The following is a 24,192-nucleotide window of genomic DNA, read 5'->3' on the forward strand; positions in this document are numbered from 1 at the left end:
TCCTCATACCGATTGCTCGTCGACAGCCGCTTCGATCGCGTCGCATACGGCCCCGCGGTACTCGGCGGCGGTGTACCCGAGGCGTGACCGCCACACGTCCTGATACGAGGGGTGAAGCACTGGCAGGAGCGTGGCGTCGACAACGTCCATCCCGATCGGTTCCAGCACCCGATCGAGGAACCCCTCGAGGTCCCGGCCGTCGAGCGCGAGCAGCGAGACCGTGGCGTGTCGCCCGGTCGCGACGACCGCCGCGGGTTCGACGGTCTCCAGTTCGGTCCGGAGGTGCGTCCGGCAGTTCGCTCGCTCCCCGGGCGTGGGCTCGCGGTTCGATCCCTCGCCGTCGCAGGGGAAACACTTCACCGCGTTCGTGACGTACGCGTCGGGGTGGCCCGCCGCCGCGAGCAGGTCGCGGATCCGCCGGCCGGAGTGGCGCGCGGTGTAGGCCTTCCCGGTCCAGTTGCCGCCGCGCCACCGGTCGGCGTCGGGGTTCCCCGCCCCCGGGGCTTCACCGACCGCCAGCACGTCAGCGTCGCGGTCGCCGGTGCCCCACGAGATCCGCTCGCGACAGGCGACGAGGTCTGGACACCGCGAGCACCCGGGTTCGAGCACGTGGCTGCGGTCGGGAAACGGCGGGTCGCTCATTCGGGATGTGGCTCCACGGACGGGTTACTCGGCCTCGACGGCGTTGACCGCGGCGGCGACGATCGGCGCGACGGACACCCTGCTCACGTCGCGCTCGACGGTGTCGGTCCCCACGATCCGCTCGATGTTCGCGCGTTCGAGCTTGAGCCGGGCGTTTCCGGCGAGCAGCGGGTGGATACACGCCGCGAACACCCGGTCGGCCCCGCCGGCGGACAGGTGGGCGACCGCCTCGCTCATCGTCGACCCCGTGGCGATGATGTCGTCGACGATGGTGACGTCGCGACCGGCGGCGTCGGCGTCGCTCGGGGAGATCTCCACCTCGGTCCCGGAGTGGCGGGTCTTCTCGAAGAAGTCCACCTCGCCCCGGCCGTAGGCGTCGCGGACGGCCGCCGCAAGCTCGACGGCGCCCGAATCGGGCGACAGGAACAACGGGTCGGCGAGGCCGTCGGGCAGGGGATCCGCGAGGCGGCCGGCGGCGTCGCAGACGGTGACGTGACAGTCGAAGAAGTCGGCGACGGCATTTTCGTGGGGGTTCACCAGGACGACCCGGTCGGTTCCGGTGGAGATCGCCTGCGCCATCGCGCGGGCCGACACCGGCTGGCCGTCGGCAAAGGACTGGTCCTGTCGCGCGTAGCCCATATACGGGACGACGGTCACGACCTCCGCGGCGCCGGCCCCCCGGACGGCGTCCTGTAGCTGGAGGAGTTCGACCCACGCGTCGTTGGTGTCGGTCGTCGCGACCACGACCGCCCGGTCGGCGTCGAAGTCGGTGACCGTCGCGAGCGTCTCGCCGTCGGGGAAGCGGTCGTACTCCACGGCCGCAAGCGGTTCGCCCAACTCCGTCGCGAGCCTCGCCGCGAGGGCTTGCGAGGCCGACCCGGGTACGATCATACCGGACCCTCACGACGCGTCGTAATACCCCTTTCCGTCTGTGGTGCGGTCGCGTCCGTCCGCTCGTCAGACCGCGGCCGCCGCGACCTCCCGGACGCCCAGGTCGCGGTCGCGCCACCCCGCACCCGGCACCCGGACCGCGAGCCGCCCGGCGGCGGTGACTGCGTAGGCGGCCTCAGCGCCGTGGGTCACGGCTACGACGGTCGCGTCGGCGTCGAACGGCGGGGCGGCAGCGACCCACTCGCCCGCGTCCGGCTCCCGAGCGTAGAGGTCGCCGTCGCAGACCGCCAACCCCCGACCGTCGGCGGCGTCGACGGCGGCCGCGGGTCCGGGAGCGACGTCCATCCACCCGTTGCCGAGCTTGTAGAGCCCGGACGCGGCCGCGACGAGCGGCTCGCCGTCGACGTCGCGGGCGTCGTCGAGTCCGACGGGCCGCAGTCCCGAGTCCCCGACCTGGTGGGCCCCGTCCGCGGCGGCGACGAAGTCGCCGTCGATCGCCCGGACCGCGCCGACCGTCCCGAGCGCCGTCCACGCGGCGTCCGCCGGCGTGCCGTCGCCGACCGCCTCGGGGTCGACCTCCGCGCGACCGACGCGGCCGTCGTCGTCGCCCGCGAGCAGCGCGCCGTCCCGGAACCCCACCGCCGTCGCGGGGCCGAACCCGGTGGCCGAAAACGCGGATCCGGTATCCGGACCGCCGTCGGCGGCCGCCCGCCGATCACAGACGAACACGTCCTCGTCGGTCGCCGCCGCCACGTACGGGCCGGCCGTCGCAACGTCACGGGCGCGACACCGGTGGGCGACCCCGAACTCGCCGATCAGGTCGTCGGAGACCGACACCGCGACGACCCCGAGCCCGCTTGCGAGGTAGACCGTCTCGGTCCCCGACTCGTCGGTGTAGACCCGTTTCTCGTCGATCGTGGGCATACGCGGCGTTCGTCGAGGCGGGGTAAAAACCGTACGCCCTCACAGGAACTCCCGGACCTCGGAGTACCACATCGCGTGGTGGTCGACCTCGCCGATCCGCTCGGCGATCGCGACCGCGAGCACGTGCCAGCACCGGTCCTCGGGGTCCCCGGGATCGAGGTTGTAGGCGGTGTCCTTGCAGGTGCAGCCGCCGTCTTCGACGACGTACTCGTCCTCGTGGCCGACCACGACCGTGAAATCGCGGTACTGCTTCACGCGCCCCTCGGAGACGGCCTCGATCGCCCGCCCGCCGCGGTCGCCGTGCAGCGAGAGCATCGCCTCCACCGCCGTCGGCGTCAACTCGCCGGCTTCCGCGAGGTCGCGCCGCCACGCGGTCTCGGCGTCGCTTCCGGTCTCGGTCGGGACCGCATACTCCGTCGGTTCGGGGGCGGGTCCGTCCGTCGGTTTCGGGTCGAATTCGTCCACTGCGTCCGGGTCGCCCCCGCCCTCCGCTGGTTCGTCTGAACCGTCGGCGACGTCGCTGTCGGGGGCGGGTGGCGACCCCCGCTTGCCGTCGCCCCCCCGTTCGGACCCCTCCCCCGACCCGTCCCCGTCGGGGTCGCCGTCGCCGTGACTCACGCCCGTCGGTTGCTCCGGGGCGGACAAAACGCCACCGGTGCCCCGCCCCCGCACCGCATCGCTTTTCGCCGCGGAGCGTCCGGCGGGCGTATGGACGTTTGCGAGGGCGACGTCGAGATCTCGGTCCCCGGCGCCCGCGACGGCGCCGCCGAGGGCGCCGGCGACGACGTCTTCTACAACCCGACCCAGGAACTCAACCGCGACGTCACCGTGGCGGCGCTGGACGCCTACGCCGAGCGGGAGCCGCGGGCGAGCACCTACCTCGACGCGATGGCGGCAAGCGGGATCCGCGGCGTCCGGGCGGCGGCCGCGGGGTTCGACGTGACCTGTGCCGACGTCGACCCCGAGGCGGTCGCGCTCGCCCGCGAGAACCTGGAACGCAACGGCCTCGACGGCGCGGCGGTCGAACGCGACGCCAACGCTTTCCTCCACGACTCGGAGACCGTCTTCGACGTGGTCGATCTGGATCCCTTCGGGACGCCGATCCCGTTCGCCGACGCCGCGTTCGCCAACGCCCGCAGCCTGGTGTGCGTGACCGCCACCGACACCGCGCCGCTGTGTGGCGCCCATCAGCGCTCAGGCATCCGGACCTACACCACGCTCCCGCAGAACACCGAGTACCACCCCGAGATGGGGCTGCGGGTCCTGCTGTCGGCGCTGATCCGCACCGCCGCCCGGTACGACACCGCCGCGGTCCCGATCCTCTCGCACGTCACCCGCCACTACGCCCGGACGTACCTCCAACTCGACGCGCGGGCGACCAGCGCCGACGACCTCCTGGCGGACTTGGGCTACGTCCACCACTGCGAGGACTGTCTCCGCCGGACCCACGAGCGCGACCTGATCGCCCACCCGCCCGACGCGTGCGACGCCTGCGGCGGCGACCGACTCCTGACCGCCGGCCCGATCTACCTCGGCCCGATCGCCGATCCGGCGTTCGCGCGGTCGGTCCGCGAGTACGTCACCGACGGGATGGGCGAGGCCGCCCGTGCCCGCCGTCTGCTCGACACCGTCGCCGCGGAACTCGACACGCCGACGCACTACGACCAACACCGGCTCTGCAAGCAGTGGAGCCGGCCGGCCGTCGGGATGGACGAGTTCGTCGACTCGCTCCGCGATGCGGGCTTCTCGGCGACCCGCGCCCACTACTCGGGGACCGCCTTCAAGACCGACGCCACGGTGACGGAGATCCGCGACGCGACCGGGGAGTGACGAGTCGACGCCGCGGGCGGGTGACGGGGGCGTCGGAGACCACGCATACTCTTGTGGCGGTCCGACGAACCGGTTCTGTGAGCGCCCCGACTGCTCCCCGCCTGGCCGTCGTCCGTTCCGTCGTCGAGACAGTCCGCGACCGCGAGGTGACCTTCCTGGCCGCCGGGATCTCCTACTACGTGCTGGTGTCGCTCGTGCCGCTTTTGACCTTCGGGGTCGTGGTGGCGACGGTCGTCGGCGGCGCCGACCTCGCAACCCGGGTGCAGGCTGTCGCCGGCGCGTATCTCCTGCCGACGGGGTCGGATCTGGTCGCGGGCGCGCTGGCGGACCGCTCCGGACAGGGGGCGCTGTCGGTCGTCAGCCTGACCGTGACCACGTGGGGCGCGCTGAAACTGTTCCGCGGCGTCGACGTCGCGTTCGCGCGGATCTACGGCTATCCGACGAGCCCGATCCTCCAGCAGCTCTCCGACGGGGTCGTGGTGTTGGCGACGCTGGGCGCCGCGGCAGTCGGGGTCGCGGTCACGACGGCGGTCATCGCCGTGGCCGACCTCCCGTTCGTGGGGGTCGTGGGGCCGCTCGTCCTGCTTTCGTTCCTGGTCGTTGCGTTCCTGCCGCTGTACGCCGTGATCCCGGACGTTCCGGTCCCGCTGCGGAGCGCGCTCCCCGGAGCGCTGCTTTCGGCCGTCGGCTGGACCGGGCTGAGTGCGGCGTTCAGCATCTACGCCAGGGTCTCGACCGGCGTTGCCGGCGCGCTCGGCGGGGTGCTCCTCCTCGTCACGTGGTTCTACGCGTCGGGCATCCTCGTGCTGACTGGCGCCGCGGCCAACGCGGTGCTCGCCGACCGCGTCGGGGTGCCGCTCCACAGGGAGGATCACGGGACGCGTCGCTTCGCGCCGGCCGCCGACGGGGATCGAGACCGGCAGGTACAACAGCCGCGGGTTCGAGGTGCCGACCGGACGATGAGCGCGGAGGACGCATCCGACGACGACGCCGGCGACCCCGCCGCGGACGCGCCCGACGACGGAGCGACCGACGTCGACCCCCGCGGCGCGCCCGACATCGAACAGCTCGACCGCCGGGTCGAGGAGCTCCGGTCGGACCTCGCGGCGTTCGAGGAGGACGTCGAGTCCCGGACGGTCGACCGGCCGACGCTCAAAGCCGACCTCGAGCGGTACGTCCGCGGCCGACTCCGCCGCGGGAAGGCCCGCGGCTGGGGACCGTATCTCGTTCTCCTCTACGGCACCGCGGCGACGATCTCGGCGTTCTACTTCCTCGAGGACGACCTGCTCGCGGTGGTCGCGATGGTGATCATCTACCTCTCGACGCTCGGGCTCTACACCCTGTTCGTGGTCTTCGGGGTGGGACTCAACGCCCTCGGGGTCCCCGGCCGGTTCGTCGACTGGATCCGCGACCGGCGGTCCTGATCCCGCCGACCGACCCCCGCAGCTATCGTAACGTCTGCAAGTCTTCGCTCACTCGATCGCACGACAGCGTGCGATCGGATGTGCAACCAGTTGCAAACCCTACGATATTTGTCCCTCCGACGGCGACGGTCGGGGCGATGACGCTCCCCGCAACCCCCCTCGCCACCCGCGGCGTCGGCGAGGTCGCGTTCGCGGCGTCGCTTCCGGAGGCCGTGGTCGCGCTCTTCGGACTGCTCACGCATCTCGGCAACCCCTACCTCCTCCTGGCGTGTGTCGCGGTCGCGTACCTGTTCGGCGACCGCGTGGGGATTCCCCGGTCGGGCGCGGCGTTCGCCTTGGGGCTCGGGCTCTGTGCGATCGGGCTCGTGATCGGGCTGAAACAGTTCTTCGGGCTGCCCCGCCCGCCGATCTCGTCCCGCGCCGGGCTGGGGTTCCCCAGCGGCCACGCGCTCGGGTCGACGGCGTTCTGGGGCGGCTTCGCGATCCTCGCCGAGCGCGGTCGGTGGCGGCGCCGACTCGCTGCCGCGGCCGCCGTGATCGTCGTCGTCGCGGCCTCGCGGGTCCTCATCGGGGTCCACTACCTCGTCGACGTCGTTGCGGGCGTCGGGCTCGGGGTCGCGCTGCTCGCGGTCACTGTCGGACTCGGCCCGGGCTTCGACGTCGAGGACGCGGTCGGGCCGCTCGCCCGCCCCGCCCACGGCCACGTGGCCGCGCTGTTCGCGCTGGCGCTGGCGGTGGGGATTGCGGGGCTCGCGGTCGCGCCCGGCGAGAGCGAACTCCTCCTCGGCGTCGGGACCGCCGCGGGGGCGCTCGCGGGCTGGTGGCGGTTCGGCCACCGGGCCGTCGCGGCAACGGTCGCGGTCTCGACGCGGTCGCTCGCGGTCGGCGGCGGCGGGCTGGCGGCCGCGCTGGCGGCGATGGGTGGGACGGCGGAACTCCTCGGGACTGCGGTGCCGACCGTCGGCGCCGGCGCTCTCGGCGTGGTTGTCCTGCTGTGGCTGCCGCTGGCTGCGAGTCGCGAAGGGGACTGAATCCGACCGGAAACTCCGACGCTTCAGTCGTCAGCGCGGGCGGTCTCGGCGTTGCCCTTGTCCTTCCGTCCGCCTTTGTTTCCGCCCTCGGAACTCGCATCGACCTCGGCGGTCCCTCTGACCGGCCGGCCGGTGTCGTTCCGTTTGGCCAACAGCCGAACGCGAACGTCGCCGTCGGGACCGCCGGGCGCCGTGTCGATCCCGGTCCCGCCGGCGGGGAACACGAAGGTCGTCCGGTTGCCGCGCTGGGTGACCTGCCGCGGTTCGGCGCCGCGCGCCCGGTTCACGTCGTAGAACCAGCCGAACTGGACGGTCCCGTCCTCGAGATCACCGGCAGTAACGCCGTCGACGGTCACCTTGTAGTTCTCACCGGCTCGCTTGACGGTGATGTCGACCTCCTCGCCCTGCGGATGCGGCAGCGCGCGCTGTGTCAGCGGCGGCACGAGGTAGTTGCCGCGGCGCTGTGTTTCGAGGTAGCTCGCAATGCCGCTGTCCTCGTCGACGTCGACCAGGGTGCCGTCGTCGTTGAGTATCGCTCCGGTGTTGTCGTGTTCGATCCGCCCGTCGCCGACGAGGCCGAACGCCGCCGAGTCGAAGGGGACGCCGTTCATCGCCTGCCGCATATACGCCATATACGGGTTGAACCGCATCAGCGCGATGAAATGATTGCCCGGGGTGCGGTCCTCACCGGGCGCGAGGGGTGCGGTTCCGACGAAGTCACGGCGGAGCAACACGCCCTCGGTCTCCTGGGCGTCGTCGTGACCTGGCAGGTCGTCGGGGCGCTCCTCCGCGGGGAGGAGTTCCTCGCGGTCGCCGCCCGAGAGTCGCTTCTGCCCCTCCTCGGTGATCCGGGTCTCCATATCGAACCGCGCACGGGCGACCTTCTGTGCGTGCCCGGCAACCCCGTCCTCCCAGTCCGGCTGTGTCTCGCGAGCCTTGTCTCCCCCAGTCGGGTCGTCGGGGGCCTGTGTCACGTCCCGCATCGGCGTGTCGCCGGGGGCATTGGAGTTCCCGAGGTTCTCGCCGACCGCGCCGGTGTTGTCGTCGTCGTGGTCCGGCGAGAACATCCGGTCACGCCGGCCCTCTAAGTCGTGGTCGTCGTAGAACCCATCGAGGTCGATGTTGAGCTTCGAGACGTGCTGGATCGTTCCCTGTGCGAACACGCCCGGCGACTTCGGCTCCACGAGCCGCTGGTCCTCCAAGAGCGTGACGTTCGTCTCCCGCGGGAGACTGTTCTTGTACTGGTCGTTGAACCCCATCGAGAGTTCCGCCGCGGGGTGTTCGTTGCCGACCTCGTCTTCGAGTTCGTTCTCGTTGGGTACGCGGTCGGCGTCGAAGTCGGTGTCCTCGGCCAGCCGTTCCTCGACGTTCTCGTGGCCCGCAAACCCGACACGTCGCGCCGGATACGACTCCGGTTTGGTGAAAATGCCGTCGAGCGTGTGGTCGAAGCCGATCGTCGCCTCGGCCGGGTCCTCGTCCCACACTTCCGCGGGATCGTAGCCGTCCCAAAGCAGTTGCTCGACCAACAGTAGCTTCCGAATGTCGTCGCTTGCGAGGTGGATGACGGCGTCGTAGGTGTCACCCGCAACCGGGCGCTCGTTTTCCAACGTCACCCCCGGCGATTCGATCAACTGCTCGGGGGTCAGAAGCGCCGGCTTCGCGAACCCACCCTTTGGATCGATCCCCTTCGGTAGCGGTTCGCCGAACCGATCGAAGTAGCTCGCGGAGTACCCGACGGTGAACAACACGCCCTCGTGGCTCCACTCGAAGCTTCGCTCGATCTCCCGGAACGCCCCGGCGGCTTCCGCGCGGTCCTCGGGGGTCGGCTCGCCGTCCCCGGTGTAGTCGACGTGGAGCACGAGGTGGTGCTCCGGCGGGAGGGTCTGCTCGCGCTCCGGGAAGTACTTCTCGTACCCGTCCCACGCGTGCTGGCGGTTGTCCCGAGCGGCGACGCCGATGGCCTCGTGATCGCCTTCAGCGGCCGCAACTGACGGTACGCCGGCGACTCCCAACGCCGACGAAAGCGCGCTCGCGCCCCCGATCGCGAGCGCGGACTTCAGGAACGAGCGGCGTTCGACCCCCCGGTCGCGGTCGGGTGTACTGCGGCTCCCCCCGCCGGGTTCCGGCTCCTCGGTCGCCCGCTCGTCAGTCGTATCGTTGTGCTCCCCGGTGTCGGTGCTCCCGCTGTCGTGAAACGGACACGTCATTTGTGACCCAGGCTCCCTGCCCTGACAAATCGTGTAGGATTAGTATGTTTTAGTTCTAATGGCTGTAACGATGGTTCTATTCCAGGCTACCAGGAGTGCGGGCCGGGGATTCGGCGGGGCTGGACGCTCGGCTCCCGGGCGATGTGACGCGGCGGGAAAAAATCCGAGTCGGGATGCCGCTCAGTACGTCTCGAGGTACCGGTCGAGTTCCCACTGGGAGACGTCGACGCGGAACTCGTCGTACTCCTGCGATTTGGCCTCGACGAACTTGTCGTAGACGTGGTCGCCGAGCGCGTCGGCGATGACCTCGTTGTCCTCCAGGGCGTCGACGGCCTCGCCCAGGTTCGCCGGCAGCGTGTCGATGCCGTACTCCTGGCGCTTCTGTTCGTCGAACTCGTAGATGTTCTCCCGGATCGGGTCCGGGGCGTCGAGGTCGCGTTCGATCCCGTCGAGCCCCGCGGAGATCAGGGCGGCGAAGGCGAGATAGGGGTTACACGACGGGTCGGGGAAGCGAGCCTCGATCCGGCTCGCGGCGGGGACGCGGGCCGCCGGCTTCCGGATCAGCGCCGAGCGGTTGCGGTCGGACCACGCGACGTAGACCGGCGCCTCGTACCCGGGCACCAGCCGCTTGTAGCTGTTGACGGTCGGGTCGGTGACGGCCGTGATCGCGGGCGCGTGATCGAGGATGCCCGCGAGGAACGAGTGGGCCGTGTCGCTGAGGTCGAACTGGTCGCTCTCGTCGTGGAACGCGTTCTCGCCGCCCTCGAACAGCGAGATGTGGGTGTGCATCCCCGAGCCGTTGATCCGCGGGATCGGCTTGGGCATAAAGGTCGCGTGGAGGTCGTGCTGGGCCGCGATGGCGCGGACGACCGTCCGGAAAGTGGCGACGTTGTCGGCTGTCGTCAGCGCGTCGTCGTACTCGAAGTTGATCTCGTGTTGGCCCTGGGCTACCTCGTGGTGGCTGGCCTCGATCTCGAAGCCCATGTCCTCCAGGCCGTAGATGATGTCCCGGCGGACGTCGCTCGCGAGGTCCTTCGGCGCCAGGTCGAAGTAGCCGCCGGCGTCGCTTGTCTTCGTCGTCGCCCGTCCCTCCTCGTCCTCCTCGAACAGGAAGAACTCGGGTTCGGGGGCGACGTTGACCTCGTAGCCCATCTCCTCGGCGCGGTCGAGAACGTTCTTCAGGACGCGGCGCGGGTCACCCTCGAAGGGCTCGCCCGTCGACGTGTTGATGACGTCGCAGATGAGCCGCGCGGAGGTGCCGTCCCGCCACGGCAGGACGGCGAACGTCTCGGGGTCGGGCTTGAGACGCATATCCGACTCCTGGATCCGTACGAACCCCTCGATGCTCGATCCGTCGAAGTAGATGCCGTCGGTGAAGGCTTTCTCGGCCTGCGTCGCGGGTACGGCGACGTTCTTGACGGTTCCGAGGATGTCGGTGAACTGGAGGCGGAGGAACTCGACGCCCTTCTCGTCGATCTCGTCGATGACGTCCTGTGCTTCGGCTGAGAGACCGCCGTCGGTGACGGGGGTCCCGGGTGTATTTTCGTCCGTCATATCCTGGACAGTCGAAGTCGAACACTCCCAGTATAAAGACCTTATCGCTTAGTGCAAATGCCCGTAGCTCCGTACCTAATTGGATATTCGTAAAATTCTAATGTTATTAGTGCCTTCGTCGGTGTAATGACGTACGAAAACCTCGACGCAAAACTGATCAACGCACTACTGGGCGACGGTCGCGCGAGCCTCCGCAGCCTCGCGGAGGATCTTGACGTCTCGGTCACAACCGTCTCGAACCACCTGCGGGACCTCGAAGACGAGGGCGTGATCGAGGGGTACACCCCGCGTGTGAACTACGACGCGCTCGGGTACGACGTCACCGCGATCATCCAACTCAAGGTCGAGGGCAGCGCCCTGCCCGACATCACCGAACGGCTCCGCGATCAAAAGCAGATGACGACGGTCTACGAGGTCACCGGCGACTACGACGTCATCGCGATCGGGAAGTTCCGGGACACCGACGGGATGAACGCCCAGATCAAGAAGCTGCTGACCGACGCCGACATCCGGGAGTCGAACACCAGCGTCGTGCTCAACTCGGTCGTCGAAAACGCCCAATTCGACCTCGACGTCGTCGAGGAGTAAGGGTCAGGCCCGCTCTTCCAGCGAGTCGTCCTCGGCGTGGGCGCGCACCCACAACTGTCCGATCCGGGAGAGCCGCGTCCGGTAGGACTTCCCGTGTTCCTCCCGTTCGATGTACCCCTTCCCGCCGGGGCCGAGCCGGTCGACGTTGTAGATGACCTTCGACCGGAAGGAGTCGGTGTACTCCTCGCCCAGGTCGCGGGCGAGCGTCTCCGCGAGCTCCGAGACTGAGTCGAACTCGCCGTACTCCCCGAGCTCGAAGAGGATCACCTCCTCGAAGGGCTTCACGTTCCGGAACGACGCCACCGGGAGCTCGACGATGTGGCTGCCGCCGATCTCCTTTGCGCCGATGGTGGTGCCGCGCTCGTCGAACTCCGCGATCAGATCCGCTGCGGCGTCGTGACGCTCGCGGATCCGCTCGTCGTCGACGTCCGTGTTCGATTGCAGGTCCGCCAGGAGCTCCTTCGCGGCTCGGACCTCCTCGGCGAGTTCGGTTTCGAGGTACTTCTCGGGGGCGGTGTAGTAGGTGTGGATCCGATCCCTGTCCTCCTGGCGTTCGACCATGATCGAGTGGGCTGCGGTCGCGAAGGCAAACGAGACCGGTCGGGGCATCGCGGAGACGTTCACCCACACCTCGGAGTCGGCGGCGGCGTCGAGTTCGGCGTTGATCAGCTCGTAGGCCTGCTCGAAGGCGGCGTCGTAGTCGTAGACGTCGGCGACGACGACGCGCTCGGTGTCGGCACCCAGCAGGTTCCGGAAGTCCTGTTCCAGCTTCCCCGAGAGGTTCCGGGAGTACTCCACGTTCGACTCGCTGCCGACCGCCCCCTCCAGCAGGATCACCCGGTCGACGTCCCGCTGGTCCCGGATGAGCGGGGCGATCAGCCGGTCGTAATCGAACCCGACCGGGACGATGTGTGTCTGCATACCCATCGGTTCCCCTGTCGGCGTGTTAAGAGTTGCAGTCCGGGAGACGGCTTAGCAGCGGGGACCCGGAGCCGATGGTCGACCGCGCGCGAACACGATGTCCGTGGAGTAACATTATTAATCGTTTGCATCCGAATGTAACGTGGGATGAGTACTGACGAGCATACACACGGCACGGAAGACCACGGTCACGAACACCACGAAGCCGAGGGGCCGGGCTATCCGACGCCGGCGGCGATGCGGGTCGAGAGCGGGCGCGAGGAGACCGCCTACGTGATGGCGCCCCGCGTCGGGATGGAAAACGACGGCCACGACTTCGTCGGCGTCGTCGACCTCGACCCCGACTCGGACACCTACAGCGAACTCGTCGACGCCATCGAGATGCCGAACAAGGGCGACGAACTCCACCACTTCGGGTGGAACGCCTGCTCGTCGTCCTGCCACGCCGAGGGGCTGTCCCGGCAGTATCTGGTCGTCCCCGGCCAGCGCTCCTCGCGGATCCACGTCGTCGACGCCGAAGACCCCCGCGATCCCGAAATAGTGAAGATCATCGAACCAGAGGACGTCTTCGAACACGACCTGTCGGCACCACACACCGTTCACTGCGTCCCCGGGGGCAAGATCGTGATCAGTATGCTCGGCGACGCCGACGGCGAACTCCCCGGCGGGTTCCTCCAGCTGGACCAGGAGGATTTCAGCATCGACGGCCACTGGGAAGCCGACCGCGGCGAGATGGCGATGAACTACGACTACTGGTATCAGCCGCGTCACGACGTCCTGATCTCCAGCGAGTGGGCCGCGCCGAGCACCTACTACCCGGGCTTCGACCTCGACGACGTCGAGGCGGGAAAGTACGGCGACAGCATCCACGTCTGGGACTGGGAGACCCACGAGCATCGCCAGACACTGGAGTTCGGCGAGGAGGGCCTGATCCCGCTGGAAGTCCGGATGAGTCACAACCCCGAGGAGACTCAGGGGTACGTCGGCGCGGCGCTGTCCTCGAACGTCATCCGGTTCTACGAGGCCGACGACGGCGCCTGGGACTGGGACGTCGTCATCGACGAGGAGTCGCGCGAACACGAGGACTGGGATATGCCCGTCCCGCCGCTCATCACGGATCTGCTCCTGTCGCTGGACGACCAGTACCTGTTCTTCTCGAACTGGCTGCACGGGGACGTACGGATGTACGACGTCAGCGACGCGGGCAACCCGCGATTGGTCGATCAGGTGTGGGCCGGCGGTCCGTTCGGCGAGCGCCGGCAGGTTCAGGGCCACGAGATCCGCGGGGCACCGCAGATGCTCCAACTGTCCCGCGACGGCCGGCGTCTCTACTGGACGACGTCGCTGTTTTCGTCGTGGGACAATCAGTTCTACCCCGAGATGGCCGAGGAGGGGTCGCTGATGCTCAAGGCGGATGTCTACCCCGAAGCGGGCCGGATGGAACTGGACGAGGACTTCCTCGTCGACTTCGGCGACGCGCCCGGCGGTCCCGCACGGGCGCACGAGATCCGGTGGCCCGGCGGCGACTGCACCAGCGACGTCTGGCAATGAATGATTGATGAGGGCACGGACGACGGCGGGCGGGCCAGCCACGCCGTCGAACTCGTCTGGCCCGACGGACGGACCGAGACGATCCGCGTCGGCAGCGACGAGTCCGTCGTCGACGCCGCCGAGGCGGCCGACGTCGCCATCCCGTACGGCTGTCTGTACGGTGTCTGCGGCACCTGTACGGCCGAACTGCTCGACGGCGAACTCCGCCACACGGACCCCCCGCGGGCGCTGAAAGACCGCTCGCTCGATGCCGGCTACGTCCTGCTCTGTATCGGGACACCCGAGACTGCCTGCCGACTCCGGGTCGGCCACGGAATCCAGGCCGACGCCGTCGGTACACCCTGGAAGTAGTACTGTCGGTCGGAGCTACCCGGTAACAAGCCGAACGAGCGGGGGTATCGGCGGGGCCAGCGACTCGATCAGATGCCACGCCAGTCTCGCCGTCGGCGAGGACCGTCGTGGGGAGAAGACACTTGTGATCAAACGCCGCACACCGGCCCGTACTGATGGACCGAAGCGGAACCCTGATCATCTTGGCGGCCGCCGGTGGCCTCTTGGCGCTCGGGGCGGGCGCCGCACTGCCCGGATCGGTCTCGCCCACGTACAACGTCGCGGTGGACGACACCGGCCCACCCGAGTGGGAGGACCTCTCCCCGGAGGCGAAGACGGTCGTCCGGACCGGGCTCGAAGCGCCGGGGGCGGTCAACGTCACCTTCGCGGAGTCCGGAAGCTACGGGAACGGTACGACGGAGTTCGGCCTATATCCCGACGATCTACCGCGACCCGATATCGACCAGTCGGAGCCGAGCCGGATGGTGATCGACCGCGACGGCGCCGTGCTCGTCTTCTCGGCCGAGTTCGTCGGCGGAGGAACGCTCGCGATCAGCGCCGTCGACCGGACTGACACCGTCCTGCTCCGGCGCGGGAACCTGTCGCCGCACGGACGGACGGTGCTCGACGTGGCGGCGGCCAACGGGTCGGCCGCGTTCTACACCGACCGACCGCCGGCGCTGGAGGACGGACTCGACGCGACACCTGACAGCCTACTCGCGCTTGTCGTCTCCGACGCCGACCTGTTCGTGCTCGCCGACGGCGACGACTACCGGACGGTGGTCGTCTCCAGTCCGAGTAACTGGATCCCGCTCGGGCCCGTTCTCACGCCCGCGGTGGTGCTCGGATCGCTCGCGACCGTCCCGGCGGTCGCCCTGTTCGGTTCCCGGCGCGTCGGGTGGCCCCTCGCGACGGCGGCCGGCGTCGCTGCCGCCGTCCTCCCGGTTGTGGCCTTCCGGATCGTGGCCGTCGGCCCCTCGGCGCTCCTCGGCCGCCGGCTCCAGGAGATGGCGCATCTGGTCGTGGTGCCGGCGATCGGGGCGCTCCTCTGTGTCGGCGTCGTCCGGGGCTGGCAGACAGCGAACGACCGGCCGCGGGCGGAAGACGAAGGCGAGTAGAACCGGCGCACGGTGACCCGCTCGGCGGTCAGTACAGTTATCTTCCGCAACTCCATAGTCCGGTATGAGATGTCTCAACAAACAGTTCAGGAGGAACTGCACGTCGACCAGTACACGCTCGGGCTCGTCGGCCCCGATCAGGAGTGGGCCGGCACCGTCGCCGACGGCGGCACGGTGACGACGTACACGCCGCCGGGGTGTTGGGGGCCGATGGTGACGCCGTCGTTCCGCGGCGGTCACGAGGTCACACGGCCGATCCGGGTCGAGGGCGCGGAAGTCGGCGACGCGGTGGCGATCCACATCCGCGACATCGAGGTGACGAGTATGGCAACCTCGACGGGGTCGATGGCCGAGCGCGACGGCGCCTTCGGGGACGACCCCTTCGTCGACCACCGGTGTCCGGAGTGCGGGACGACGTGGCCCGACTCGGTCGTCGAGGGGACCGGCGAGGACGCGATCCGGTGTGCGGAATGCGGCGCAAACGCCTCCTCGTTCGGCTTCGAGTACGGGTACACCGTCGCGTTCGACCACGAGAACGCTGTCGGGCTCACGCTCGACGAGGAGGGGGCTCACGAACTGGCGACCGACGCCGAGGAGGTGATGGACATCCCCGAGAACGCCCGCCAGCACCCGATTCTCCTGTATGAACCCGACGGGATGCCGGGGACGCTCGGCCGGCTGCGACCGTTCATCGGCAACATCGGCACCACGCCGCCGGTCACGATGCCCGACTCGCACAACGCCGGCGACTTCGGCCAGAACCTGATCGGCGCCGACCACGACTACGGGGTCGAGACCGAAGCGGACTTACAACAGCGCACCGACGGCCATATGGACATCCCGGAGGTCCGGCCGGGGGCGACGCTGCTCTGTCCGGTCGCCGTCGACGGCGGCGGCGTCTACGTCGGCGACCTCCACGCCAACCAGGGCGACGGGGAACTCTCCCTGCACACCACCGACGTGAGCGGCACCGTCACGATGGACGTCGAGGTGATCGACGACCTCGACCTCGACGGGCCAGTCCTGCTGCCCACGGAGGCGGACCTCCCGTTCATCAGCCGGCCCTACAGCGACGACGAGCTCGCCGCCGGCCGCGAACTGGGAGACGAACACGGCGTCGACGTCAACGAGGGGATGGCGCCGATCCAGGTGGTCGGCTCCGGCGCCACCGTCAACGACGCCACGGGGAACGCCTTCGACCGCGCGACGCAACTGCTGGGGATGAGCGAGGGCGAGGTCCGCGCGCGGTGTACGTTCACCGGCGGCGTCCAGATCGGCCGGCTGCCGGGTGTCGTCCAGCTTGATATGCTCGCGCCCCTCGACGTCCTCGACGAGCGGGGGATCGGCGACACCGCACGCGAGCAGTACGGGCTCTGAGGGGTCGGCTCCCGACGCGGACCGCCTGGCCGTCCGGACGACTCGGGAGGCCGTCGGCCGGCCGATCGCCGTCGAACCGCCCGCTTCCCGGTCGGGTCACGGGAACGTCCGAAGACGGCACGACTTTTACTCGTGGACGAATCGACCGTGGTATGATCGGCGACGGCAGTCGGATCGGCTTCGTCCACGCGGAGGGGCCGTCCGACGAGCAGCGGGCGGCCGCGGCGTGGCTACGGGAGCGGGCGGCCGACGCGCGGGTCGTCCCCGTCGCCGACCTCGACGGGGACGCCGGCCCCTTCGACGTACTGTGGTGGCACCGGGCCGCGCCGCTCGACGGCGTCCCCGCCGAGCCGCTCGCCGACTTCCTCGCCGACGGCAGCAACCTCCTGCTCAGCCTGCGGGCGATGGGCGCCGTCGAGGCGCTGGGGATCGACCCGGTTCCGCCCGACGGCGTCGGGGTCGAGAGCGTGACCGAGCCGGTCGGCGTCCTCTGGCGACGGCTCTACGACGACCACCCCGCCGTCTCCGGGTTCGACTCCCGGCGGATCCCGGTCTGCGACCGCGGCGCGGTCCCGGCGGCGCGCTACGAGAACGTCGTGCCCTCGCGCGGCGAGGTGCTCGCCTCGACCGTCCGCGGCGGCCACGACGCCCCCCGGGAGATGCGCGTCGTCTCGTGGGACCGCGGCAGCGTCCTCGGCGTCGGCGCGCCGCTCTCGTTCGCCGAGCCGGCGGCACCCGAAGTCGCCGAGGCCCGCTCGGCGTTCGCCGCCGGCTGCCTGTCGGCCCTCGCCGACGACCCGACCGGGCCGTCGCGGCCGACCTCGACGGCCGACTTCGAGGGGTTCCGCGCGCGCCTGACCGGCGACCCCCACCGCCCCCGGTACCACTTCACGCCACCGGCGAACTGGCTGAACGACCCGAACGGACTCATCCGCTGGAACGGCCGGTACCACCTCTTCTACCAGTACAACCCCGCCGGGCCGTTCCACAATTCGATCCACTGGGGCCACGCCACCAGCGAGGACCTGCTCCACTGGCGGGACGAACCGGTCGCCTTGGCGCCCTCGCCGGACGGCCCCGACCGTGACGGCTGCTGGTCGGGGTGTGCGGTCGACGACGACGGGACGCCGACGATCCTCTACACCGGCGGCGACGGCCGGCGGCAGCTCCCCTGCCTGGCAACGAGCGCGGACCCGCGGCTTGGAACCTGGGACAAGGATCCCGACAACCCCGTGATCGCGGCGCCGCCGTCGGATCTGGATCTCCTCTCGACGGAGCATTGGGAAGTCGAGTTCCGCGACCACGCGGTCTGGCGCGACGGCGACACCTGGTACCAGCTCATCGGCAGCGGCGTCGTCGACGAGGGCGGCGCGGTGCTGCTGTACTCCTCGCCGGACCTCCGCGAGTGGGAGTACGAGGGCCCGCTGCTCGTCGGCGACGACGGGCACGGGACCGTCTGGGAGTGCCCCGAACTGCTCGACCTCGGCGACCGCTCGCTGCTCCACGTCTCCAACTACGAGGACGTGGTGTACTTCCTCGGCGACCTCACGGACGGGGAGTTCGAGGTCACCACGCGAGGAGTGCTCGATCACGGCGACTTCTACGCCCCACAGTCGCTCCGGGACGGCGACCGCCTCCTGACGTGGGGGTGGCTCCCGGAGACCCGCGGGGAGCGCGCCCAGTGGGACGCCGGCTGGTCGGGGGCGCTGTCGCTTCCCCGGGTCCTCTCGCTCGACGACGACGGACGGCTCCGACAGCGGCCCGCCGAGGAGGTCACCGACCTCCGGACGCGTCGCGTCGCCGCCGGGGGTCCGGACGCGCTCGACGACGAGCGCCGCGCCCTCGATGCCGGCGGCCGGACTCTGGAGATCGACCTGGAGGTCGCACTCGACGACGCCGAGGCGTTCGAGCTCTCGGTGTTCGAGTCGGCCGATCGGGCGGAGCGGACGGCGATCCGCTACCCCCGCGAGGGCGAGGTCGTGGTCGATCGCTCGGCGTCCAGCCGCGCCGGTGCCGGCGCCGCCGACGCCCAGCGGATGCCGGCGACGCCGTACGACGAGCCGCTGTCGCTCCGGGCGTTCCTCGACGGCTCCGTGATCGAACTCTACGCCAACGGGCGTCGCTGCCTGACGAGCCGCGTGTACCCCGAGGCGGACAGCACCGGGGTCTCCGTCGCCGCCGAGGGTGGTCGCGCGTCGCTCACGGTCGACGTCTGGGAGCTGGAGCCCGCGATCGCGCCCGCGCCGTCGGCCGGCCGCGGGCCGCGTCCGTAGGCGGCCGTCCGCTCGCGGGCCGCCGTCCCGGCAGTCGCCCGTTCAGGGGGCCCGTCTCAGTAGTTGCCCGTCGAGTAGCCGCCCGTCCGGTGGCGGTCCATCCGCCCGGGGAGTCCGGACGGTCGCCCCTCGCCGACGTCGGTCCCCTCGGGCGGGACGTACTCGGGCGAGTCCGGGAGGTCCTCCGCGGGCGTCGGCACGTCCCAGTGCGCCAGCGTCCCCGTGATCCGCGTCCGGTCGCCGTCGACGGCGACCCTGATCGTCGGACTCAGGGTGCCGCCGAACCGCCTCCGCTGTTCGGCCTCCGAGAGGTCCGCGATCCCGTCGAGCGACTCGCCCGCGTACTCCCGGTAATTGTAGAAACTCCCCACGAGGATCTCCTCGCGGTGCGGGAACGCGATCCACGAGTACGCCTGGTAAGGGACGCTCGCGGGGTTGGTGACGACCAGCCCGGAGCCGTTCAGGGGCTCGTACTCGCCCCGAAGCGAGTCCGCGACGAACCCGTAGAGCCCGTCGTACCCGCGGATCCCCGGCGCGAACGTGTGCATATGGCTCGACACGAACAGGTAGTACCGGCCGTCGTGAACGACGATGTGGGGCCGTTCGAGCTCCTGATTCACGCAGACGGCGTCGAAAAGCGGCGGCCGCAGCTCCCACGACAGGGGGTCGCCGCTCGGCGAAACGGCGACGCCGACGCTGCCGTTGAACTCCTGTTGGGCGCCGTCGCCGCCGCAGCGGTCGCTCCCCGGCGGCACGGGCGTGTTCGCCTCGAACAGCAGGCAGGTCTGGCCCGTCGCCGGGTCGGTGAAGAACCAGGGATCGCGGAAGGTGTAGATCATCGCCCTCGACTGCGATTCGGTCTCGTACCACTCGCCGTCGGGTTCGAGCAGGACCTCGTGGGTCCACGGCCCCTCGCTCCGGACGCCCTCCTCGCCGCCGACGAACCGGCCGCCGTGCCCGACGGCGATGCGCTGGGTGTAGTTCAACTCGTCGGCGGCATCGTCGCCCGCGGCCGTGTAGTAGAGGTACAGCTCGCCGCCGTCGTAGAGCGCGGAGCCGGCCCACTGCCGCTGGCCGAGCGCGTCCCCTCGGAAGATGGTCTCCCCGCCGTGCCAGTCGGTCCCGTTCCGCGAATAAAAAAAGCGGATCTCGGCGACGTCGTGTCGCTTCCCGGGCAGGAGCTTCTCGGGGGCCGTCAGCGAGAACAGCACCCGCCAGCCGTCGACGTCTGCGAGTTCCCCGTGGCGGTTCCGGAGCAGCCAGGTGTCCCAGACGTGGAGGTCCGCGGCAGGGTCGGCGGCCGGCGGTTCGATGACCGGCGCGACGGTGTCGGCCGAGCGTTCGATCCGCGCGGCCTGCGCCCGCGTCCAGCGCGGCGGCTGGGAGGGGCGGCGCCGATCGTCGTCTCGTTCGCCAGTCATCGGTGGCTGCAGCCGACTAGTCGACAGCCTCACTTAGTCGCCCCGACTCGGAGCCGCCCGCTTTGGTCCCGACACCCCAGCGCCCTCGGTCCGTCGTCGGCTCGGCTGCGAACGATTAACCCGCCTCCGAGTACTTCTCACAACAGTTAAGACGAGCGGCGGGGAACTCCGGACGACGATCACACCGACAGCGAACGCCGCGGTCTACAATTCCCAACTATGAGCGAACACACCTGGTGGAAGGAGGCGGTCGTATATCAGATCTATCCGCGGAGCTTCAACGACACCGACGGCGACGGGCTCGGGGACATCCCGGGGATCACCGAGAAGATCGGCTACCTCGACGACCTGGGCGTCGACGCCGTCTGGCTCAGTCCGGTCTACGAGTCGCCGCAGTACGACAACGGGTACGATGTCGCCGACTACCGGTCGATCCACTCCGAGTTCGGGACGATGGACGACTTCGACCGGATGCTCGAACGGCTCCACGACCGCGACATCCGGCTGGTGATGGACATGATCCCGAACCACACCTCCTCCGAACACGAGTGGTTCCAGCGGTCCCGGTCGGAGCCGGAGGGGGAGTACGGCGACTACTACGTCTGGCGCGAGGGCGACCCCGACCAGCCGCCGAACAACTGGGAGTCCGCCTTCGGCGGGTCGGCGTGGACCTACGACGAGGAGCGCGGCGCGTGGTATCTCCACCTCTTCGACGTTCACCAGCCCGACCTCAACTGGCGGACCCCCGAGGTCCGCGAGGAGATCTACGACACGATGAACTGGTGGCTCGGGAAGGGGATCGACGGCTTCCGGCTGGATGTCGTCAATCTCCTCTCGAAGGCCGAGGGGCTCCCGGACGGCGACCCCGACGGCGAGTGGGTCGGCAGCGAGTTCTTCGTCGACGGCCCGCGGATCCACGAGCACCTCGGCGAGATGCACGACGAGGTGTTCGCGGGAACCGCCGCCGTCACCGTCGGCGAGATGCCCCAACTCGACATCGAGACCGCCCGGAAGTACGTCGGCGACGGGCCGCTCGACCTCGTCTTTCCCTTCGAGCATATGGACTTCGACTTCGGCGAGGCGGGCCGCTGGGACATCGGCTCCTGGGAGCTCACGGACCTCAAATCCATCCTGGACAGGTGGCAGCGTGGTCTTGAGGGTTACGCCTGGAACACGATCTTCTTCGAGAACCACGACCAGCCCCGGAGCGTCTCCCGCTTCGGCGACGACGGGGAGTACCATTACGAGTCCGCGACCGCGCTCGCGACGGTCGTCCTCACCCTCCGGGGGACGCCGTTCGTCTACCAGGGCCAGGAGATCGGGATGACCAACAGCACCTTCGAGAGCCTGGAGTCCGTCCGCGACGTCGACACCGTCCGGAACGTCCGGGAGCTGATCGAGGACGGCCTGATCGAGAACTACGAGGCGATCCGCCCGGTCGTCGAGTACCGCTCCCGGGACAACGCGCGGACGCCGATGCAGTGGGACGACACGCCCCACGCGGGCTTTACCGACGGTGAACCGTGGATCCCCGTGAACGACGACTACCCCGAAATCAACGTGGCCCGCCAGGAGGGGTCGGCGTCGGTGCTCTCGTACTACCGCGACCTGATCGCTCTCCGCCGGGGGACCGACGCGCTCGTCCGCGGTGCCTACGACCTCTTCCACCCCGACGACGAGCAGCTGTACGTCTACACGCGGACGCTCGAAGGGCGGGAGGTCGTCGTCGCGATCAACTTCTCCGACGGGGACCGCCGGGCGCGGCTCGATCCGCTGCACGCCGAGGCGTCGCTTCTTTTGAGCAACTACGACGACGTCGCGGACGCGCCGGACGGGGCGGTCGAGCTCCGACCGTACGAGGCCCGGGTGTACGAGCAGTCGCAGTAGCGGTTGCGGGGTCCAGTTCGGTTCAGTCCGTCACTCGAAGGTGTAGACCCGCACCTCGCACGACGGACAGACGAGCGTCTCCGCCGGGACCTCGTTCGTCCCGCGGTAGCCGCCGCAGCAGTCGACCTCGGTCCCCCGTTCGAGGGCCGTTCCGCAGTCCGGACACGCCGAGAGGAACAGCCGGCAGGTCTGCGCCGCCGCGAGCGCAGTGTCGTCGTCGACGAAGTCGGCGGCGGCGCGCGCCCCGCCGATCTCCGCGACCGCGACCGGGCGGCTGAGCCAGGTCTCCTCGAAGGCGTGTTCGGCGCCCGACGAGAGCGCGACCCACTCGTCGCCGTCCTGCCGGACCGCGTGTGACTCCGTCGCGGGCGAGAATTCGAGCGCCGCGTCGGCGAGCGCGTCGGTATCGGCACCCCGGAGCGCCGCCATCTCCGCGTGCCACCGTTCCTCGAACTCGGCGGTCGGTGCGACCCGCTCCCCGTCGGCGTCGAGGACGCCGGCGTCGACGAGCCGGTCGAGGAGTTCGTCCCCTGCGGGCGGATCGGCCGGCTCGTCGCCGTCGGTATTCGCGTCGCCGTCGTCGGCGGCGGTCGGATCGTCGCTACGGTCCCCGCCCAGCGACCCCGACTCCCGGCTCCCGGCGTCGTGGAACAGCGCCTCGCCGCCGGGGAGCCGCGCGACGACGGCGGGCGCGAACCGGGGCGTGCCCGGGATCAGATACCCCCGGACGCCGACGAGGAACAGCCCGGCGACCGCGGTCCCGACCGCCAGGATCGGGGAGACGACGGCGGCGACGACCGCGAGGGCGGCGACGATCACGACGTTGACGGCGGTACACGGCCAACAGCGGTTCTCGCCGGTGTGTTCCGGTCGCCTGATACTGAGCACTCTCACTGTTTACCGCCGAGCGTCACCCTCGTTGCCGATGCTCGACGGGCGGAGACGAGAGTAATCAGTATGAGCGCAGCGACGGGAGACGGGATCATACCGCCGGAGTAGTCGTCTCCGCAGTATCAACGTTGCGGCATCCCCCAGACCCCGACGCGCTTTTTCCCCGTGCCCGTCGAATGGCGGTCGATGACCGAGATGGAGTATACGACCCTCGGCGAGACCGGACTGGAGGTCTCCCGGTTCGCCCTGGGGTGTATGAACTTCGGCTCCGGCGAACCGTGGATGATCGGCGACGAGGAGCGGTCCCGCGAGATCATCGAGCACGCCCTGGAGATGGGGATCAACGTCTTAGACACCGCCAACGTCTACTCCCGCGGCGAGAGCGAGGAGATCGTCGGCCGCGCCATCGAGGGGTACGACCGCTCGGAGGTGGTCGTGGCGACGAAGGTGTACCATCGGATGCGCGAGGGGCCGAACGGGCGGGGGCTCTCGCGGAAACACGTCCTCGATCAGGCGGCGGCGTCGCTCGACCGCCTCGGACTCGACTACATCGACCTCTACCAGATCCACCGGTGGGACGACGACACCCCCCTCGAGGAGACCCTTTCGGCGCTGGATCATCTCGTCGAGGAGGGGCTGGTGCGGTACGTCGGCGCGAGTACGATGCCGGCCTGGAAGTTCACCCGGGCGCTGTACGCCGCCGACGTGGAGAACCGCGAGCGGTTCGTCTCGATGCAGCCGGAGTACAACGCGGTCGACCGCCACGAGGAGGCGAACGTCCTCCCCGCCTGCGAGGCCGAAGGCGTCGGCGTCCTGCCGTGGTCGCCGCTGGCGGGCGGCTTCCTGACGGGCAAGTACGAGCGGGGCGAGACGCCCGACTCGGGGCGGGCGGCGACCGACGACTACACCGCCCGGCGGTTCACTGAGGAGAACTGGGCTGTACTCGAGGCGATCCGCGACATCGCCGAGGCGAAGGGAGCGACGCCCGCACAGGTCAGCCTCGCGTGGCTCCTGCACAAGGAGGTCGTCGACGCGCCGATCCTCGGCCCGCGGCGGATCGACCACCTAGAGGAGAACGTCGGCGCGCTCGCGGTCGATCTGAGCGACGACGAGATGGCCCGGATCGAGGCGCCGAAGACCCCCCGGTGGCCCGCGCCGGGCAAGGACTGATACGGATCATCGTAACGAATTACCGGTCATTGCCGGAGACGGGGTCGGCGATGACCGGCAGTTGACTACAATAATCCGTTGAACGGAGCGCCACATCGGGTCGCCGTCCGTCGCCGGCGTGCTCCGGCGGCGGGAGGCGGCCGCCGAGGACGACCTCCGGTG

20 protein-coding genes are annotated in these 24,192 nt (G+C 69.8%); 11 read left to right on the forward strand and 9 right to left on the reverse strand.

What is annotated here, in order from left to right:
- Positions 1-3 precede the first annotated feature (3 nt).
- The 4 genes from H5V44_RS11745 to H5V44_RS18195 form a co-directional block, all read right to left on the reverse strand.
- Complete coding sequence (locus tag H5V44_RS11745) at positions 4-642, reverse strand: uracil-DNA glycosylase (protein WP_185193327.1); 639 nt, start codon at positions 640-642, stop codon at positions 4-6.
- 24 nt (positions 643-666) lie between these two features.
- Entirely contained in the window at positions 667-1,533 is an 867-nt protein-coding gene (locus tag H5V44_RS11750) for a ribose-phosphate diphosphokinase (protein WP_185193328.1), read from the reverse strand.
- A 66-nt stretch (positions 1,534-1,599) separates the two neighbouring features.
- Positions 1,600-2,457 carry an HVO_0234 family beta-propeller protein gene (locus H5V44_RS11755; RefSeq protein WP_185193329.1) on the reverse strand — a complete coding sequence of 286 codons (858 nt, stop codon included), beginning with the start codon at positions 2,455-2,457 and terminating at the stop codon, positions 1,600-1,602.
- A gap of 39 nt (positions 2,458-2,496) precedes the next feature.
- Positions 2,497-2,796, reverse strand: coding sequence for a hypothetical protein (locus H5V44_RS18195; RefSeq protein ID WP_185193594.1), 300 nt, complete (start codon positions 2,794-2,796; stop codon positions 2,497-2,499).
- 369 nt (positions 2,797-3,165) lie between these two features.
- Between H5V44_RS18195 and H5V44_RS11765 the strand changes: the two genes are divergently transcribed.
- From H5V44_RS11765 to H5V44_RS11775, 3 genes are all read left to right on the forward strand, one after another.
- Positions 3,166-4,287: a tRNA (guanine(26)-N(2))-dimethyltransferase gene (locus H5V44_RS11765; protein WP_185193330.1), complete on the forward strand. Its 1,122-nt coding sequence runs from the start codon at positions 3,166-3,168 to the stop codon at positions 4,285-4,287.
- Positions 4,288-4,364: 77 nt separating this feature from the next.
- Positions 4,365-5,711, forward strand: coding sequence for a YhjD/YihY/BrkB family envelope integrity protein (locus tag H5V44_RS11770; RefSeq protein WP_185193331.1), 1,347 nt, complete (start codon positions 4,365-4,367; stop codon positions 5,709-5,711).
- Between the two features lie 137 nt (positions 5,712-5,848).
- Positions 5,849-6,742: a phosphatase PAP2 family protein gene (locus tag H5V44_RS11775; protein ID WP_185193332.1), complete on the forward strand. Its 894-nt coding sequence runs from the start codon at positions 5,849-5,851 to the stop codon at positions 6,740-6,742.
- A gap of 23 nt (positions 6,743-6,765) precedes the next feature.
- Here the strand turns inward: H5V44_RS11775 and H5V44_RS11780 are convergent, their stop codons facing one another.
- Positions 6,766-8,949, reverse strand: coding sequence for a DUF7405 family protein (locus tag H5V44_RS11780; RefSeq protein ID WP_185193333.1), 2,184 nt, complete (start codon positions 8,947-8,949; stop codon positions 6,766-6,768).
- 180 nt (positions 8,950-9,129) lie between these two features.
- The gene (gene glnA / locus H5V44_RS11785; RefSeq protein WP_185193334.1) at positions 9,130-10,503 is read right to left on the reverse strand and encodes a type I glutamate--ammonia ligase; all 1,374 of its coding nucleotides are present in this window, start codon (positions 10,501-10,503) and stop codon (positions 9,130-9,132) included.
- Between the two features lie 126 nt (positions 10,504-10,629).
- On the opposite strand from glnA, the gene lrp reads away from it, so the two are divergent.
- On the forward strand, positions 10,630-11,091 hold the full coding sequence (gene lrp / locus H5V44_RS11790) for an HTH-type transcriptional regulator Lrp (RefSeq protein ID WP_185193335.1): 462 nt from the start codon (positions 10,630-10,632) through the stop codon (positions 11,089-11,091).
- A 3-nt stretch (positions 11,092-11,094) separates the two neighbouring features.
- Here the strand turns inward: lrp and H5V44_RS11795 are convergent, their stop codons facing one another.
- Positions 11,095-12,012 (reverse strand): HFX_2341 family transcriptional regulator, encoded by a 918-nt coding sequence (locus H5V44_RS11795; RefSeq protein WP_185193336.1) that lies wholly within the window; start codon positions 12,010-12,012, stop codon positions 11,095-11,097.
- Between the two features lie 147 nt (positions 12,013-12,159).
- Between H5V44_RS11795 and H5V44_RS11800 the strand changes: the two genes are divergently transcribed.
- From H5V44_RS11800 to H5V44_RS11820, 5 genes are all read left to right on the forward strand, one after another.
- Positions 12,160-13,563 carry a selenium-binding protein SBP56-related protein gene (locus tag H5V44_RS11800; protein ID WP_185193337.1) on the forward strand — a complete coding sequence of 468 codons (1,404 nt, stop codon included), beginning with the start codon at positions 12,160-12,162 and terminating at the stop codon, positions 13,561-13,563.
- A complete protein-coding gene (locus H5V44_RS11805; protein ID WP_185193338.1) occupies positions 13,564-13,914 on the forward strand; it encodes a 2Fe-2S iron-sulfur cluster-binding protein in 351 nt (116 codons plus the stop codon). It abuts the gene before it with no gap.
- Between the two features lie 155 nt (positions 13,915-14,069).
- Positions 14,070-15,011, forward strand: coding sequence for a hypothetical protein (locus H5V44_RS11810; protein ID WP_185193339.1), 942 nt, complete (start codon positions 14,070-14,072; stop codon positions 15,009-15,011).
- Positions 15,012-15,080: 69 nt separating this feature from the next.
- Positions 15,081-16,388: an acetamidase/formamidase family protein gene (locus tag H5V44_RS11815; RefSeq protein WP_185193340.1), complete on the forward strand. Its 1,308-nt coding sequence runs from the start codon at positions 15,081-15,083 to the stop codon at positions 16,386-16,388.
- A 152-nt stretch (positions 16,389-16,540) separates the two neighbouring features.
- Positions 16,541-18,661, forward strand: coding sequence for a GH32 C-terminal domain-containing protein (locus H5V44_RS11820; protein ID WP_185193341.1), 2,121 nt, complete (start codon positions 16,541-16,543; stop codon positions 18,659-18,661).
- 56 nt (positions 18,662-18,717) lie between these two features.
- Here H5V44_RS11820 and H5V44_RS11825 read toward each other — a convergent pair whose 3' ends face one another.
- A complete protein-coding gene (locus tag H5V44_RS11825; protein WP_185193342.1) occupies positions 18,718-20,082 on the reverse strand; it encodes a glycoside hydrolase family 68 protein in 1,365 nt (454 codons plus the stop codon).
- Between the two features lie 219 nt (positions 20,083-20,301).
- On the opposite strand from H5V44_RS11825, the gene H5V44_RS11830 reads away from it, so the two are divergent.
- Entirely contained in the window at positions 20,302-21,969 is a 1,668-nt protein-coding gene (locus tag H5V44_RS11830; RefSeq protein WP_185193343.1) for an alpha-glucosidase, read from the forward strand.
- Between the two features lie 30 nt (positions 21,970-21,999).
- Here H5V44_RS11830 and H5V44_RS11835 read toward each other — a convergent pair whose 3' ends face one another.
- Positions 22,000-22,863, reverse strand: coding sequence for a hypothetical protein (locus H5V44_RS11835; RefSeq protein ID WP_185193344.1), 864 nt, complete (start codon positions 22,861-22,863; stop codon positions 22,000-22,002).
- 192 nt (positions 22,864-23,055) lie between these two features.
- Here H5V44_RS11835 and H5V44_RS11840 point away from each other — a divergent pair, with 192 nt between their 5' ends.
- A complete protein-coding gene (locus tag H5V44_RS11840; RefSeq protein ID WP_185193595.1) occupies positions 23,056-24,030 on the forward strand; it encodes an aldo/keto reductase in 975 nt (324 codons plus the stop codon).
- Positions 24,031-24,192: the final 162 nt, after the last annotated feature.

This window comes from Halobellus ruber, from assembly GCF_014212355.1.
GTDB classification, from domain to species: Archaea; Halobacteriota; Halobacteria; order Halobacteriales; family Haloferacaceae; genus Haloquadratum; species Haloquadratum rubrum.

What these genes read in the sequence shown, in the direction of transcription:
- H5V44_RS11745 (WP_185193327.1), bottom strand. Translation starts at nt 642, where the DNA reads ATGAGCGACCCGCCGTTTCCCGACCGCAGCCACGTGCTCGAACCCGGG.
- H5V44_RS11750 (WP_185193328.1), bottom strand. Translation starts at nt 1,533, where the DNA reads ATGATCGTACCCGGGTCGGCCTCGCAAGCCCTCGCGGCGAGGCTCGCG.
- H5V44_RS11755 (WP_185193329.1), bottom strand. Translation starts at nt 2,457, where the DNA reads ATGCCCACGATCGACGAGAAACGGGTCTACACCGACGAGTCGGGGACC.
- H5V44_RS11765 (WP_185193330.1), top strand. Translation starts at nt 3,166, where the DNA reads ATGGACGTTTGCGAGGGCGACGTCGAGATCTCGGTCCCCGGCGCCCGC.
- H5V44_RS11775 (WP_185193332.1), top strand. Translation starts at nt 5,849, where the DNA reads ATGACGCTCCCCGCAACCCCCCTCGCCACCCGCGGCGTCGGCGAGGTC.
- H5V44_RS11780 (WP_185193333.1), bottom strand. Translation starts at nt 8,949, where the DNA reads ATGACGTGTCCGTTTCACGACAGCGGGAGCACCGACACCGGGGAGCAC.
- glnA (WP_185193334.1), bottom strand. Translation starts at nt 10,503, where the DNA reads ATGACGGACGAAAATACACCCGGGACCCCCGTCACCGACGGCGGTCTC.
- lrp (WP_185193335.1), top strand. Translation starts at nt 10,630, where the DNA reads ATGACGTACGAAAACCTCGACGCAAAACTGATCAACGCACTACTGGGC.
- H5V44_RS11795 (WP_185193336.1), bottom strand. Translation starts at nt 12,012, where the DNA reads ATGCAGACACACATCGTCCCGGTCGGGTTCGATTACGACCGGCTGATC.
- H5V44_RS11800 (WP_185193337.1), top strand. Translation starts at nt 12,160, where the DNA reads ATGAGTACTGACGAGCATACACACGGCACGGAAGACCACGGTCACGAA.
- H5V44_RS11805 (WP_185193338.1), top strand. Translation starts at nt 13,564, where the DNA reads ATGATTGATGAGGGCACGGACGACGGCGGGCGGGCCAGCCACGCCGTC.
- H5V44_RS11810 (WP_185193339.1), top strand. Translation starts at nt 14,070, where the DNA reads ATGGACCGAAGCGGAACCCTGATCATCTTGGCGGCCGCCGGTGGCCTC.
- H5V44_RS11815 (WP_185193340.1), top strand. Translation starts at nt 15,081, where the DNA reads ATGTCTCAACAAACAGTTCAGGAGGAACTGCACGTCGACCAGTACACG.
- H5V44_RS11820 (WP_185193341.1), top strand. Translation starts at nt 16,541, where the DNA reads ATGATCGGCGACGGCAGTCGGATCGGCTTCGTCCACGCGGAGGGGCCG.
- H5V44_RS11825 (WP_185193342.1), bottom strand. Translation starts at nt 20,082, where the DNA reads ATGACTGGCGAACGAGACGACGATCGGCGCCGCCCCTCCCAGCCGCCG.
- H5V44_RS11830 (WP_185193343.1), top strand. Translation starts at nt 20,302, where the DNA reads ATGAGCGAACACACCTGGTGGAAGGAGGCGGTCGTATATCAGATCTAT.
- H5V44_RS11840 (WP_185193595.1), top strand. Translation starts at nt 23,056, where the DNA reads ATGGAGTATACGACCCTCGGCGAGACCGGACTGGAGGTCTCCCGGTTC.